This window comes from Limnothrix sp. PR1529 (genome assembly GCF_002742025.1).
Taxonomy (GTDB): domain Bacteria; phylum Cyanobacteriota; class Cyanobacteriia; order CACIAM-69d; family CACIAM-69d; genus CACIAM-69d.
Window position 1 is genome coordinate 62593 of record NZ_LIRO01000035.1, and the last position, 14289, is coordinate 76881.

Here is a 14289-nt window from a genome sequence, read left to right on the forward strand (position 1 = left end):
ATCAACGGCTGGCCTCGGTGGCCACCTTGGCTAGGCATTTCGCATCGAGAACCACCAAATCCGGTTGTTGATAGGCCTGACAGGGGTGATCGGGGGCTAAAAAGCTTCTCAGGGCTGGCTTTTCGCCGCGATTGAGGCGATCGAGCGCCTCCTGTTGCACCGGTTGAAATTGGCGTAACCAGCGGTTAGCCCGCCGCTCCTTTGCGCTCAGGTAATCGATCGTGAAGGTGTCGCGATCGAGCAGCCAAAAATCAATGCTGTATTGCCGATTGAAGGCCAACACCACCGCCAGATTTGGGCTATAGAGCGCTTGCAGCAGATCCATCATCCGTTGCCGAAACAAGCGGTAATAGCCCCAGTGGTAAGGAATGGCATATTCACGGGCCACCAGAACCGATCGCCCGGCAAAGGTGGGCAGATTATCGGCCTCTTTGGCCAAGGACGCAACCCGCAGATCCACCGGCTGGGTCGCAAAAAATTGGTACAGGCCCGGCGATTCTCCCGCCACGTAGTTGGCCTTGGGGAAGCGTTTCAGGCTGAGGGGATAGAGCACTGCACCGCTGAATAGCCCGATCGCCAAGAGCACCGCTAACAAGCGCTTGAACCCTCGGCCAGCGCCTGAGGGCATGGTTGGGGTTGAGTCTGGGCTGGGGGATGGGGCGTTGGCTGTGGGGTTGGTGAATTGGGTGCTGATCACTGGATCAGTTAAGCCAGGCCGCGATCGACCAGCACCCAAGAGTTGATCCAGCAGCAGCGTCAACACCAAGGCCGCTGCGATCGGCAACATCATCCGAATGCTGTGTTGGGTGTAGCGACCGGGTAAATGGAGCCGAAACAGCAGTAAATGGGCCAAGGTATAGCAACCGATGCCAGAGGCGAGCCAAATGGGCAACAGGGCCAGACGATCGCTCAGGTGTTGACCCAAACGCCAGCGATCGCGCTGCCACCAGGCCACCGGCAACAGCAACCCCAAAACCAAGGTGGCCGGTGTGAATGGATCCTTGGGCAACAGGCTGCTGCGTTGCCCCAAAATCCAAAAGTCAAACCAGTTGTCATCAAAAAAGTTGGCCCGGCCGCTGGAGAAAAATTCCGGGAGCGATCGCGCTTGGCTGACGGTCACCACGGGGCCATAGTCCGAAGCTTGCAGGGCATAGAGACCCAGAACAGCGATCCCCGCAATCCCACCGCCCAGGGCCAGGCGATCGCGCCGCTGAGTCAGGGTGGCGGCGGGGCCCCAAGGGCTGACCATTAGCGCTCGCAATCCGGCCGGCCACTGCCAGCGCCAGCGCCAACACCAGTCGATCGCCAAGATGCCCAAGGCCACCAGGACATATTGGGGATAGAACAGGCCCAGCAGCCCGATCGTGCCCAAAACCCAACCCAGGCTGGAGCGTATCCAACCCCAGGCAAAGGCTAAAAACAGTGGGTAGAGGAACGATCGGGGGGTGGCGGAGGCCAAGTCATCGGTCATGGCCAGCACTTGACTGGTGAGCACCGATCCCAAAAATCCAGCCACCGGAATCGGCAACAGGGCCGTGGTTAAACCAAAAGCCAACCCCGCTACCACCAACCCCAGCCCGATCGGCAGAATTTTGCTCACCGCCAGCGGATTCAACCCCGCCCAAGCCAGCAACCGATAGAGGGTGCGATAGCCTTCCGGGGCCACGGATTGGAAATAGTCCGCAATCCAATCCTGGGGAAAAAGGGTGGGGTCTAGCCAGCGCTGCATCCAAAACACATGCTGGCGGGCATCGTCTTGGACAATGTAGGGGCCGCCGGTGGCCTGGCGATAGCCGGCCCAGCCAATGGCCAGGGCGATCGCCCCGCTGGCCAACAGCCAGCCCCACCAATCGCGCCGTTGGGGCTGGGCCGGAAACAGCCAGCACCGGAGCCGATCGCTCCAAGGGGTGAACCGTGGGGCCGTCATGGGCGGCGGGCTGCGCGGTCGATCGCCGCCGTCATCAATTGGGCCAACTGGGCGGCACTGTCGGGCACAGCCAGGGCGCGGGCCCGCTGGGCCATGGTGTCCAGGCGCGATCGATCCGCCAGCAGCTCCAAAACCAAATCCCGCAGGCGATCGGGAGACAGTTGCCCCTGAGGAAACACCTGTGCTGCCCCCGCTTCCACAAAGACTTGCGCATTAAACGTTTGGTGGTCATCCGCCGCAAAGGGATAGGGCACCAAAATCGAAGGGGTAGCGGTGGCGGCCAATTCCGTTAGCGTGCCTGCGCCCGATCGACTAACGGCCAAATTGGCCCGCCCCAGCAGGCTAGCCATATCGTCATAGAAAGGAAGGGCAATGTATTGGGGATGTTCCAAGCTGGCCGCATCCGGATCCCGATCGCCCGTTAAATGCACCACCCAAGCCCCCATCGCAAACCAAGCCGCCGCCACTTCCCGCACCAACCGATTCAGGGCCACGGCCCCTTGGCTGCCGCCAGCCACCACAATCAACGGCGCGTCCTCCGGCACGGGCAAGGCTAGCGGTTCAGGCTTCCAGAATCGATCGCGGGCCGGTGTGCCGGTACAGAGGGCCGCAATTTTTCGTTGGCGTAACCGCTGGGCCGCCGCCTCAAATCCCACGGCCACCGTGTCGCACCAGGGGCCAAACCAGCGCGTGACCCGGCCAGGAATGGCGTTGGACTCGTGCAACACCACGGGCAACCCGAGCGATCGAGCGGCCACAATGGCCGGCCCGGCAATGTAACCCCCGGTGGTCAGCACGCCAGCAAACTGCCCTCGCTGCAACAGCCGACGCACCGCAAAGACAGACTTCACCAAGCCATAGGCCGTGGCCAGGGTTTTCCAGCCCAATCGCTCCTGAAAACCGGTCACCGGAATGGTGTGCAATGGGAAGCAATCGGGCACCAGCTTGGTTTCCAGGCGATCGGGCACACCAAGCCACTCGATCGTCCATCGATCGGTCAACTCCTGGGCCGCCGCCAGCGCCGGGAATAGATGCCCCCCCGTGCCACTGGCAGCCACTAACAATCGCTGCGGGGCGGTTGCTGTCAAACCGTTTCTCTCTTTCAGCCGCTACAATCGGACAGGCAAGGCGGGACTTGATCCCAAAGCGACGCGATCCGGCCGATCGCCCCCTTTGAGTCATCAATCCGGCCACTTCCCGACTTCCTAAATTATCATTCCATGCTTCTTCGCGCTTGTTACGTCTTGGGAAATCCGCAACCGATCCAGCGGGCTAGCCGGTGGGGACTCGCCCTCGGAGCCAGTCTGCTGATGGCCATGGGCACTGTCGTCAACCCCGCCGCCGCCGTGACGATCGATCCCAGCGTGCAAGCCCTGTTGAGCGACATCGATCGTGCCGCCAGCGCCAAAGATGCCGGTTTGCTGCAACGGTTCGCCCCCAACTTCCGCAGCGCCGATGGCCTCAGCCGCGACGAGTTGGGGCGCTCCCTCAGTCAGTTTTGGCAATCCTTTGATCAGGTGACCTACAGCACCACCGTTGAAAAGGCCGATCGCGATCGGGACACCTGGATTCTCGAAACCCGCACCGACATCACGGCCACCAAAGCCAATACCACCCTCGGGCCCGCCAAATTGGTCACGGAAGTGCGGGCCCGCCAAACCATTCAAAACGGCCTGGTGATCCGTCAAGAACTGCTTGATGAGCGCACCACCACCCAATGGGGCAGCAAACCACCCCGCGTTAGGGTGCGGCTGCCGGAGCGAGTGCGCCCGGGGGATACTTACACCTTCGATGCGATCGTTCAAGATCCGTTGGGCGACACCCTGTTGGCTGGCAGCGCGATCGATACGCCTGTGCGCCCGGAGGTATATGCCATTCCCCAAAACGCAGCCCTAGAACCCATTTCCGCTGGCGGATTGTTCAAGGTGGGGCGCGCGCCCAATAGCCCAGGATCTCGCTGGATTTCCGCTGTTTTGGTAGGCCCCGAGGGCATGACTTGGATTACGGAACGATTGGAAGTGCGCTAGGTAGAAGTGCGCTAGGGATTTGCAGTAAGTATTTGTAGTAGGCATTGGGCAACTAGCCCGATGGCGCTTGGGTTGGATTAGTGGGGCTGGCGGAATTGGCGACAGTTCAACGGGAAACCCAACTGGGGCGTTGCCGGATTGGCCACAAGGGCGATCGAACCGTTGGCCCGAGTTACCCAACCCTGGGCTTCAATAATCGGCTCAGAAATAGTTGGCTCAGAAACTGGCTCAGGTGCTGACTCAGAACCTGGCTCAGAAAGCGCTGCGGTAGGCACTGGGCGATCGAGTGGATTCGGGGCGATCGCCCGATCAGGAGTACCCGTCGCCTCCCCCGTCAGGTTGCCGCCCAACCACCGCACATCATCCCAGTAGGCCCCCGCGCTGCTGGCTGGCTGATCGGGTTCCGCCGGTACCCCCCCTCGCCCCGTCACCACAAATCGGTTACCCTCATCCGCTGCGCAACCGATAATAATCGCCGCCGTTGGATCCAAAGTATCTTCCGGTAGGTCAATCAACCCCGATTCATCATTGAAATTTTGGGTGTTGATTTGCACCGCCCCGCTGAAATTTGCTCCCAGCCCCGAAGTGGCCGTGATGTCGCTTTGGGGGGTGAGCTGCTGTCGAAAGGCTGTTCCCACAACCGTATTCGCCTGAATTTCAACGCGCCCGCCCCGCCCCGCCTGAGCATTGGCCGTAATATCGCTGTTTTGCAGGGCCGCCAGGGAAGAGACCTGAAACCGGATGTTCCCGCCATCACTGCGCACGGCGTTGGTGGCGATCGAACTGCCAGACAACATTTGCAGTGTGTTCACCTGCACATCAATGTTGCCCCCACGACCGGAGGCAGTGTTGGCGGTGATGTTGCCGTTTTCCAAACGTAGGCGATCGCCCGTGATGCTGAGGCTGCCCGCATCCCCCGTCAGGCTGCTGTTGACGGCAATTTCTCCTTGGTTGCGAATCACCAAATCGCCCACCTGTAGGTTCAAGCTGCCGCTGTTGCCCGTGGCGGTGATTTGGGGCAAATCTGCCCGCCCGGAAACCGCCAATAGCCCGCTGCGGAAACCATCGGCCGATCGCCCACTAATTTCCATGCGATCGGCTTTGATGGTGATGTCTCCCCCTTGACCCAACCCCAGCGAGGAACTAGAGAGGGTTGCGCCGTCCAAAACCCGTAGGAATGGCGTTTCAATCAACACGTTGCCGGCCGGATATTCCGTGAAGGTATCGGTGGCAATCCCACTGGAGAACAAGCGATCGCCGGAACTACCAATCAGGTTAATTTGGCGGGCGGCCCGAATCGTGATCTCACCGGGTACCCCTCCCACCGGAAACACCCCGATCCGAATGTTGGCCCCGCTCTGCCCCCCAATAAATGCCCCATCACGCACCGTGAGGGTATTGGTTTCAATGAGCATGGCTCCGCCCCGACCATTGCCAGCGATGGTGTTCGTAAAAATTCCACTGGCCACGGAAGCAAGGGGCACTGCGTCTTTAATTTCAATACCGTCCCGGACTTGAACCGTCAAAGCGCCGCCGGGGCCATTGCCTAAATTCACCGTCACCAGTAGCGCTCCCCCCTGCACCAGCAAGGATCCAGCACGGATGGTGAGGGTGCCGCCTTCGCCCGTGGACTCGCGAGCGTTGCCTGTACTGATCAGGGAACTGGCGGCATTCATTTGCTCGGCATCGATGATGATGTCACCGCCTCGGGCTGCGCCAAAGGTAGGCGCAAACACAACGGCCCCATCGGCAACTGTGAGGTTGCTGGTATTGAGCCGAATGGAACCCCCATTCCCCAGACCGGCGGTGTTGATGTATAGGCCAGCGATGCGAACTTCGGGGGTAATTTGCCCTACCAGGCTGCCGCCAACAATTACCTCGTTCACAAACTGCAATCCTAGGCCACTGAGGGTGATGGCATCGGTGGCACGAACATCAATGTCGCCGCCCTGGCCGGAGGCAAAGGTACTGGCGGAGAGGAGGGCGGGCCCTTGGGTGTTGAAACGGTTGGCTTCAATGACGATCGAGCCACCTCGGCCGGAACCGCTGGTGTCGGTCACGATCGCACTAGGCTGTTGACCAGTGGGATCAATGCCCGCCACCACCACTTGATTAGCCCCGATCGCGATCCCTCGGCCGTTTATTTCTCCTTGCGTGAGGGCCGTGACCGTGGAGCCGTTGAGAATCGCCACTTGACCCGCCTGAAGATTCAGCAAGCCACCACCGGGGCCGCTGGCATCGATCGCGGCTTGCTGATCCAAATTGATCACGCCGCTGCGTTGGGCCGTGCCCAGGCCGATCGGCCCGTTGGTTTGCCAGCGCACCGTGCCACCGGCCGCACTGATCAGATCAATTTGCCCTTGGGGAGCCACGGCCCGCCCGCCCGCCAAGTCGATCGCCCCGCCCACCAACGACAACCGCTGGGTCGGAGCCACCACCAAGCTTCCCAACAGCCGAATTGGAGCCGGTTGCTGACCTAACTGCAACCCCAAGGGAACCTGGGAAGACAACAGCGGGGGCCCACCTGATCGCCCCGCATCAAAGGTCACCCCATCACCAAACACCAACCCTTCGGCCGTGCTGGCCCAAAATGCGCCCCCCAGTTGCAATTGGGCATTGGGCCCAAACAGAATCCCGTTGGGATTCAGCAAAAAAAGATTGGTGGAGCCATTGGCCCGAAGCGTGCCCAAAATCTCCGACCCTTGGCCACCGGTCACCCGAGTGATGGCATTTTGCACCTCCGCGCCCGTGTTGAACCAAGCGGTCATGCCCTCGGGAACCGAAAAGCGCTCAAAGCTGTGGAACAGATTCCCACCCGATCGGGTGCCCCCGTCGATTTGGATGGTGTCGCCCGTGGTTTGGATGCGCGACGGTTCCGGCAATGTGCCATCAGGGGCGATCGGCCCCACTTGGGCCCCGGCAGCGCCTCCCCAAAGCCAAGCACAACAGCCCGCCGCCAGCCATCTTCGCCGCAGATTTCCCATCGTTTTTTGGATCGGTTTTGGGCCTATCTGACCCGTTTGGCCAAGGCCCCTCCCCAGGAAGATAACAAACGGCCACCGGGTGCTGAGGCTCCCCGCGTTTGCTGTGTTCACCCGATCGCCAGTTATGAAACAACGCATCCAAAACGCCTCATGGGCGGTCAAGCAAGGAGTCCGCCTTGCTGTGTTATACCAACGGCCCGAGACACACCCGCAAAATCAACCCACTTCAAACGAGCAAATAACGATCAAATCATGAAAACAAATCATGAAAATTCATGATCGAAGATTCATGCTCGAAAACGCATGATCGAAATCCATGATCACAATTCATGGCCAATCAACCATCAAACTAACCGACTAATCGAGCTACCGCTTGAGGGCCCGTTCCATATCGCGCTGATCTTGCTTGCGCTTGAGGTCTTCCCGCTTGTCGTGCAGTTTCTTGCCTCGGGCCAGCCCGATCGCCACCTTGACCCATCCCCCCTTCAAGTACATGCGCAAGGGAACCAGGGTCAGCCCCTTTTGATCCACCTGTCCTACCAGTTTGCGGATTTCTTCCTTGTGCAACAGCAGCTTGCGCGTGCGGCGAGGGTCGTGGTTAAAGTAGCTGCCCGTGGTGTCGTGGGGCGAAATATGCACATTCAGCAGCAACGCTTCGCCATTGCGGATGAGGGCAAAACCATCCCTGAGGTTCACCTTGCCAGCCCGAATGGACTTCACCTCAGTGCCCTTGAGTTCAACCCCCGCCTCGTAGGTTGCCAAAATTTCGTACTCGTAGCGGGCTTGGCGGTTGTCAGCGACAATTTTGTACCCACTTTGCTTGTCGGCCACGCTGTTGATTAACCCTCCGTCGCGCTCTGAACCCAGTCGGAAATTTGCAGGTTGGTCACTGGACTCAAGCCTGACCGGGATCGATAGGAGGTCTATTCTAACCGCTGATTCATCTCAAGCGGCGCAGTACCGGGATTTTGCAAGATTTGCGAGCCGATGGCGGTGGTGATGAGTGGCGATCGGTAGAGATCTCGGTAGAGATCAGTGACGATCCGTGGTGGTGATGAGTGGGATTGCCCAAAAACTAGGCAAGCAATTGGGCAAGGAATTAGACAAGCAATTTAGACAAGAAAGGAGGCAAGGCGGGAACCGATCGACCTTTCAGCAAACTTTCAGCAAACTTTTCGCCAGATCATCGCGATCGAATCCTCAACTTGCGATCGATCCATGATGCAGTTTCCAAGGCTCCCGATCGCCCTCAGCAGCCTCCAGGCAAGGGTTTTGGGCGAGGGCCAACGGTTCGATCTCCGCCCATTCATCAGCCCCAGCGATCTTTGCTTCACAAAATATTAAGTGCCCCTTGACTATTTTGGGCTTAAACCGTATCTTTAGATACAGAAACCAATCGTTCATCTTTCCCCGCTAACACCACAGCTCGCAGGTCACCCTTGCAGCCGTTAGTTAGAAAGAAAGACGGAAGTAGGGATTCTAGGTCAATGTCGATTTTGGGTTAAGTCCTAACCACCGATCCACAACCCGCAAATCCCGAAGGAACGCGCCTCAGTCAGATCCTGAACGCATCTCCTGGAGGCGATCCTCATGAAACTCATTTATCGCGGTGTCCGGTACGACAGCACAGAAACCCCTCTGCCCACGGTAGAAACGGGCCACACTGGTCGATATCGCGGATTGGAAGTGCATTTTCGCCATGCCGAAAGCATTCCGCCGCAACCAGTCAATGATCTGACCTATCGGGGTGTCGCCTATCGCACGGGCGCTGAGGCCTTCGCGCCCAGCAGCGTCCCCGCTAGCCGCCCCGTCACTTCGCCGATCAGCCAACCCCTTACCGCAGGTTCTGTTATGTCTACCCAATCGATCTCCGCTCGTGCTCGTGTCCAAATGATGTCCCGTCATCATCAAGCCGCTGCTCGTGAACAATTGGCACTCGATCGCGCAGCAGCCGAATTGGGTCTGGGCCACCTGTCGTCTACTTTCAGCCGCATCCAAGGCAAAATGCAGCACGACATCGCCATCTCCTGCGAACCCAGCTCCGTCGCCATGAGCTAAGCAACCCTTGCTGGGTTTTGGGCCACCCGGAAGTCATTTGGGTTTCGTTGAGTGGTTCCTAAGCTGAATTGTCTTGAACTTGTCTCAAACCTTTTTGTTGTGAACTCTTTCTCGAATGCTGTTCGGTAGAGCAGGGTATCGGTTGAATGAAAGGTTCTGATCCAAGGTGGTTGGCTTGCGGGCTGGCTGCCTTGGAGTCTTTCCTGAATTCGTTCTGGCTGATATTTTGCGAAACTCGAATATTTTAGTGAGCGTTAGCCCCATGCCCCCAGTGCTCCTTGAGCAGGCTGGGGGTATTTTTTTGGGTTTTTCGGTGGGACAAGACCCTTGCTAAGATGCGGGTGGGAATGGGGCGATCGCCCATTGGGGCTTTTCTGTTTCGATATGAAGCAACGATTCGGTGGGTATTTCGGTGGGCAATGCCCACCCTACGGGTTTTCGGGATTTATTTCGAGATCTCTTTTTGAAGATTGATTTTTGGAAAATTTCTGAAAATCTATTTTTAGACATCTATTTTTAGATTTTAGATATTTTTTTAGATTTTAGATATTTATTTATCCTTGGGGAGTCTATTGTTCTGGGTCTAGGTCTATCTTCTCTGGGTCTATCTATGTTGAATTTCAAGCGATCAGGTCAAGCTCGCGCCCCCAAAGAACCCCATAGTCAAGTGACTTCCGATCGCAAACGGCTACGCATCGTGCGCATGGGACACCGTTTCCACCCTTGGGAAGATGCTTACCATTTATTACTAACCTTGAGCTGGCCGAAGTTTTGGCTAGCGATTATTGTGGGCTATGGGCTGGCCAATTTCCTTTTTGCTGGGTTATACCTTTTGGAACCCGAAGGAATCGCCAATGCCAAGCCGCAATCTTTCATGGATGCGTTCTTTTTTAGTGTGCAAACCATGGCAACGATCGGCTATGGCGCAATGTATCCAGCCAAGCCTTGGACACAGATGCTCACGGCTGTCGAAGCCTTGGTGGGGCTGATGGGATTTTCGGGAGCAACGGGGCTAATGTTTGCCCGATTTTCGCGGCCCACCGCTCAGGTGCGCTTTAGTCAGGCGCTCCTGAAAACAACCCATGAAGGTCAACCTACGTTGCTGTTTCGGATGGCAAATCAGCGGCAAAATCAGATTATTGAAGCCCAGGTGAGTTTGGTTTTCATTGAGGATACGGTCACTCAGGAAGGGGAATATTTACGCAAGATTCAGGATTTATCGTTGGTGCGATCGACTTCACCCATGTTTGCCCTGTCTTGGTTGGTGATGCATCGAATCGATCAACAAAGTCCCTTGTTTGACCGCTCGATCGAGTCTTTGTGCAATAGCAATGCTACCTTTGTGGTGTCCTTGACTGGAATTGATGATGAACTGAGCCAAACGGTTCATGCTCGCCATATTTATGCAATTTCTGATGTTTTAGAAAATCACCGATTTGTGGATATGCTGACCCATCAGCCCAATGGGGTCATTTGTATTGATTACCGATTTTTTGATCAGGTGGAATCGGTGGCTCAATTCACACCCAAAATTACACCCAAGATCGCACCCAAGAGCACTCCCAATTAAAAAAATTGAAAGCAGGTTTCGGGGAAATTTTGCTCATAGCCTGTTGATGTTGATTTCAGCAATCAAAGCTTCAGGGTCACAAGCCGCAGTGCTGGAAGTTTGGGGGCGATTATTCACTCCGACGAATCACCAATCGATCGCCCGCTTTGCCAACTAAAATTCCTGCCTTAAACGGAGGCCGATCGCGATCTTGGGGCCGAATTACCCACAGGGACACGCGGCGATCGGCCCAATGTTTGGCCTGTTCCGATTGAGGCACGGGAATCACTTCACAATGGCAATAGAAATCTAGGGAAGGGCGTTGGGTGCGATCGCTCGTGTAAACTTTTGAGCCAGAATGGGCGACCGATCGCAGCAGATTCGCCACCGGCCGCACGGGATATTGTTCATTCAGTTCCCAAAGCCAACTGCCCGACGAAAAAAACAGCGTTAACCCCACAAACATGCCCCAAAAAGCCACGGGGATCAGTTGTCGATCGCCCTGCTGGGCCAACAAGACCACGGCTCCCCCCGTTAGCCCCAAGGCCGCCAGCGCCAGGGCGAGCATCGGCTCCAACGGTGTGGCCAAGAAGCTGAAGTAAACGGCTCCAGCTCCGCCACCCAAGGCCAACAAACCAAAAATCACCTGCCACGATCGCCCAAACCGGGCCGGCGGTTCTTCCCACAAAGACCCCAGCACAGGCCCGATCGCCAAGGCCAAAGGGGGATAGAGCGGCAGGCCATACCAGGGCAGTTTGGTTTCCATCACGGAAATGGGCAGCAGATAGCCCAAGCTCCAAACCAGCACCAACTTGCCCCAGGGCCAATCCCGATCGCGCCAGGCCGCTTGGAAGCCCGCTGGCAACAAAAACAGCCAAGGCCAAGCCAATTCCAACAGCTCTTGCAGATAAAACCAAGGCGGGCCGCCCCGATCGCTCACGGAATCCCAAACCCGCCGCAGGGATTGATTCAGCAAATTGGTCTCAAAAAAGGTCGGGCCGTAGTGTTGCCATTGGGCCCCATACCAAGCCAGGGCTGGGGCCAAGCCCAACAGCCCCCCGAGCCAGAGATAGGGCGATCGCAACAGCCGAGGCGTATCCCAGATTAAAAAACCAAAGATTAGTCCCCCAAACAACAGGGCCACCAGCCCCTTCAACAGGGCGATCGCGCCGAGGGCAAACCCAATTCCCAGCGTCCACCGCAAATCCCGCCGGGCCCGCAACAGACAGCACCAGGCCAGCAACCCAAAGGCCACGATTGCCGCATCCAACATGGCCAGCCGCCCATGGCGCACTACGGGCAACCAGGTGAGATATACCAAGGCGCTGAAGAGGGCGGCGGCCCGGTGGGTGAAAATTAACCGCCCCACCGCAAAAACCAGCGGTACGGCCGCCGCACCCAGCAAGGCTCCGGGCAGTCTTGCCGCCCATTCACTTTCGCCAAAAATCCGAAACAACAGGGCGATCGCCCAATGGAGCAGGGGCGGCTTGTTGAAATAGGGGCGATCGTGCAGGGTGGGAAACCACCAAGCCTCGGAGCCGATCGGGACGCGGGCCAGCTCCCGGGCCACTTGGGCCACCGTGCCCTCATCCCAATCGCGCAGGGGCAACCCACCCAAATTGATGCCATACAACACCAGGGCCAACAATCCCAGCCCGATCGCCCAGGCCCAATCCACCGCCCGATCGTCCCTGCGCCACAGTTGCCGGGCCATGGCCCCCATGCGGGACGATCGCACCGAGGCCGAAGAACCAGCCGGGTCAGGATTAGGGGCCATAGGGATGGAGAAAAGGGATTGGGAAATCGATCGCGAGGTTGAAATCAATGCCCAATCTAGCGAATTAAGGGGCCCGAAAACCCAGAATCAATCCGTTTTCGGAGGCTGACATGGCCGTTGAAATGGTCGTTGGCAACGGTGCCATTCGTGGGGCCCAGACCGCACGCCCGACCCCGATCGGCCGGCTTATACTGGCTGGCATCGTGGGCCCCATAGCGTCTTCAAAAATTTCCAGCTAAATCAACCGAACCATTCAACCTAGCCATTCAACCTAACCATTTAAGATGCAGCTTTCACCCATCGTCGATATCGTTATCGGCCTCCTATTCGTTTACTTAACTCTCAGTCTGTTGGCTTCGGAAATTCAAGAACTGATCGCCACCCTGTTGCAATGGCGAGCCGCTCATCTGAAACAGTCGATCGCCCAATTACTGGGCGGCGGCAGCCAATCCACCGTCAGCGGCCGCGCCCCCCAGCGCCCCGGTGACAGCACCCGCGCCGAACAACTGACCGAACGCCTCTACGATTCCCCCACCATCAACAGCCTGAACCAAGAGGCTCGGGGGTTGTTAGCCACCGGTTTTCGCAAGGGATTTCGGGTTCTCTGTAACCTGATTGGCCTCAGCAATCCAATCTTTGGGCAACATACCAGCGCCCCTTCCCATATCCCGCCCAGTTCCTTTGCCGATGCGTTGCTGTCTTCGGCCAAAATTCCCGAGCTGATTCGTACCGTCAGCCTGCGGCGGTTTGAGCAATTTACCCAAGATTTGGGGCGACAAACCCGCCAACTGTTGCAACCGCAACTGAGCGATTCGCGATTGACCCAACTGCTCGATCGCTTTGAACAACGCCTGCGAGACATCACCACCGACTATCGATCGGGGAAATTTGACCTCAAAATCAGCCTCACTCGAGTGTTGAACTCCGTTGATCGGCTCATTAGCATTCTGCAAGCGGCCCACGTGCCCGAGGTCGATCGACTGGTGATCCTGCGGGACGACACCTTTGAAGACCGCGAGGGCCACACGATTTTGCTGGCGGCCCTGTTGCCCTCCACTGAAGAAGTGCTGGATGGGTTGCGCCACAAACGCGCCATCTATCAGGAAGTGCAATCGGTGATTGCCGAATTGCGCGATGCTAATGACCCCACTCGCAAAGGCTTGGAAGAGGCCCTGAACCTGTTGCCCGAGCCTGTGCAAGACAACCTGTTGCTGCTGGCAAAGCGGGCCCGATCGCGGGCAACCTCCGTGCAAGAGGATTTCCAGGAATTCCAAAAGGAAGTGGAAGGTTGGTACGATCGAGCGCGCGATCGGGCATCGGGGGTCTATCGCCGCAATGCGCGCGGGGTTTCGATCCTGTTGGGCATTGTCCTGGCGGTGGCCAGCAACGCCGACACCTTCAACATTGTGAGCAAGCTGTCTCGGGATACGGCCCTGCGGCAAGCGGTGAACGCCTACGCCGATCGAGTCGTCCAAACGGGCAGTGCCCCTGGAGTTCCTTCGCGGCCCATGCTGCCCAAGTGGTCGGAAGTTAGCCAGGACATGCAGGCGGCTTTGGATGAAACCACCCTCCCGATCGGCTGGGATTCCAACAAACTAAATGAGCAACTGCGCTACGACAATCGCAAACCCAAAAACCAAGGAGAAGTGATTTGGGTCTTAATTCGCACGGCTTTGGGCTGGCTGGTCACGGGCTTGGCGATCGCGATGGGCGCACCCTTTTGGTTTGACCTACTGGGCAAAATCATGCGAGTTAAAAACACCGGCAAATCAGAAGCATCCTAATTGTCCAGATTGTCCAGCACTATATTGGCGGTGATAAAATTTCGTGAGTAGGTTATCGGCTCACTCACAATGCTTCAGGGCCGAACCATTCGCCCATGCCAAAAGTCACAACCACAACGTCTGAGTCTGGCGGTTCGGGTTGGGTTTGGTTGCTGTTGGGTGTGGGGGCGATCGGGGGTGGGC

The 14289-nt window shown here is 57.6% G+C and carries 10 protein-coding genes and 1 riboswitch; of the genes, 5 read left to right on the forward strand and 5 right to left on the reverse strand.

What is annotated here, in order from left to right:
* Position 1: 1 nt before the first annotated feature.
* Both AMR42_RS05570 and murG read right to left on the reverse strand, forming a co-directional pair.
* Positions 2 to 1927 (reverse strand): hypothetical protein, encoded by a 1926-nt coding sequence (locus AMR42_RS05570; RefSeq protein WP_099532469.1) that lies wholly within the window; start codon positions 1925 to 1927, stop codon positions 2 to 4.
* The gene (gene murG, locus AMR42_RS05575) at positions 1924 to 3015 is read right to left on the reverse strand and encodes an undecaprenyldiphospho-muramoylpentapeptide beta-N-acetylglucosaminyltransferase (protein ID WP_099532470.1); all 1092 of its coding nucleotides are present in this window, start codon (positions 3013 to 3015) and stop codon (positions 1924 to 1926) included. Before murG ends, AMR42_RS05570 begins: the two co-directional genes overlap by 4 nt.
* Positions 3016 to 3147: 132 nt before the next feature.
* On the opposite strand from murG, the gene AMR42_RS05580 reads away from it, so the two are divergent.
* A complete protein-coding gene (locus tag AMR42_RS05580) occupies positions 3148 to 3954 on the forward strand; it encodes a hypothetical protein (RefSeq protein WP_099532471.1) in 807 nt (268 codons plus the stop codon).
* A gap of 77 nt (positions 3955 to 4031) precedes the next feature.
* Here AMR42_RS05580 and AMR42_RS05585 read toward each other — a convergent pair whose 3' ends face one another.
* Both AMR42_RS05585 and smpB read right to left on the reverse strand, forming a co-directional pair.
* Complete coding sequence (locus AMR42_RS05585; protein WP_158234374.1) at positions 4032 to 6938, reverse strand: filamentous hemagglutinin N-terminal domain-containing protein; 2907 nt, start codon at positions 6936 to 6938, stop codon at positions 4032 to 4034.
* A 366-nt stretch (positions 6939 to 7304) separates the two neighbouring features.
* The gene (gene smpB / locus AMR42_RS05590; RefSeq protein WP_099532473.1) at positions 7305 to 7769 is read right to left on the reverse strand and encodes an SsrA-binding protein SmpB; all 465 of its coding nucleotides are present in this window, start codon (positions 7767 to 7769) and stop codon (positions 7305 to 7307) included.
* Between the two features lie 387 nt (positions 7770 to 8156).
* On the opposite strand from smpB, the gene AMR42_RS21345 reads away from it, so the two are divergent.
* The 3 genes from AMR42_RS21345 to AMR42_RS05605 all read left to right on the forward strand — a co-directional run bounded on the left by AMR42_RS21345 (position 8157) and on the right by AMR42_RS05605 (position 10566).
* The gene (locus tag AMR42_RS21345; RefSeq protein ID WP_255407522.1) at positions 8157 to 8282 is read left to right on the forward strand and encodes a hypothetical protein; all 126 of its coding nucleotides are present in this window, start codon (positions 8157 to 8159) and stop codon (positions 8280 to 8282) included.
* Between the two features lie 51 nt (positions 8283 to 8333).
* Positions 8334 to 8489, forward strand: a riboswitch (Glutamine riboswitch).
* Positions 8490 to 8528: 39 nt separating this feature from the next.
* Positions 8529 to 8996, forward strand: coding sequence for a DUF4278 domain-containing protein (locus AMR42_RS05600; protein WP_099532475.1), 468 nt, complete (start codon positions 8529 to 8531; stop codon positions 8994 to 8996).
* A 610-nt stretch (positions 8997 to 9606) separates the two neighbouring features.
* On the forward strand, positions 9607 to 10566 hold the full coding sequence (locus AMR42_RS05605; RefSeq protein WP_099532476.1) for an ion channel: 960 nt from the start codon (positions 9607 to 9609) through the stop codon (positions 10564 to 10566).
* A 109-nt stretch (positions 10567 to 10675) separates the two neighbouring features.
* On the opposite strand, the gene AMR42_RS05610 is transcribed toward AMR42_RS05605, so the two are convergent.
* Complete coding sequence (locus AMR42_RS05610; RefSeq protein WP_099532477.1) at positions 10676 to 12322, reverse strand: glycosyltransferase family 39 protein; 1647 nt, start codon at positions 12320 to 12322, stop codon at positions 10676 to 10678.
* A gap of 284 nt (positions 12323 to 12606) precedes the next feature.
* On the opposite strand from AMR42_RS05610, the gene AMR42_RS05615 reads away from it, so the two are divergent.
* Positions 12607 to 14106 (forward strand): hypothetical protein, encoded by a 1500-nt coding sequence (locus tag AMR42_RS05615; RefSeq protein WP_099532478.1) that lies wholly within the window; start codon positions 12607 to 12609, stop codon positions 14104 to 14106.
* The last annotated feature ends 183 nt before the right edge of the window (positions 14107 to 14289 follow it).

Coding starts and splice junctions, on each gene's coding strand:
- AMR42_RS05570 (WP_099532469.1), bottom strand. CDS start 1,927: ATGACGGCCCCACGGTTCACCCCTTGGAGCGATCGGCTCCGGTGCTGG.
- AMR42_RS05580 (WP_099532471.1), top strand. CDS start 3,148: ATGCTTCTTCGCGCTTGTTACGTCTTGGGAAATCCGCAACCGATCCAG.
- AMR42_RS05585 (WP_158234374.1), bottom strand. CDS start 6,938: ATGGGAAATCTGCGGCGAAGATGGCTGGCGGCGGGCTGTTGTGCTTGG.
- AMR42_RS21345 (WP_255407522.1), top strand. CDS start 8,157: ATGATGCAGTTTCCAAGGCTCCCGATCGCCCTCAGCAGCCTCCAGGCA.
- AMR42_RS05600 (WP_099532475.1), top strand. CDS start 8,529: ATGAAACTCATTTATCGCGGTGTCCGGTACGACAGCACAGAAACCCCT.
- AMR42_RS05605 (WP_099532476.1), top strand. CDS start 9,607: ATGTTGAATTTCAAGCGATCAGGTCAAGCTCGCGCCCCCAAAGAACCC.
- AMR42_RS05610 (WP_099532477.1), bottom strand. CDS start 12,322: ATGGCCCCTAATCCTGACCCGGCTGGTTCTTCGGCCTCGGTGCGATCG.
- AMR42_RS05615 (WP_099532478.1), top strand. CDS start 12,607: ATGCAGCTTTCACCCATCGTCGATATCGTTATCGGCCTCCTATTCGTT.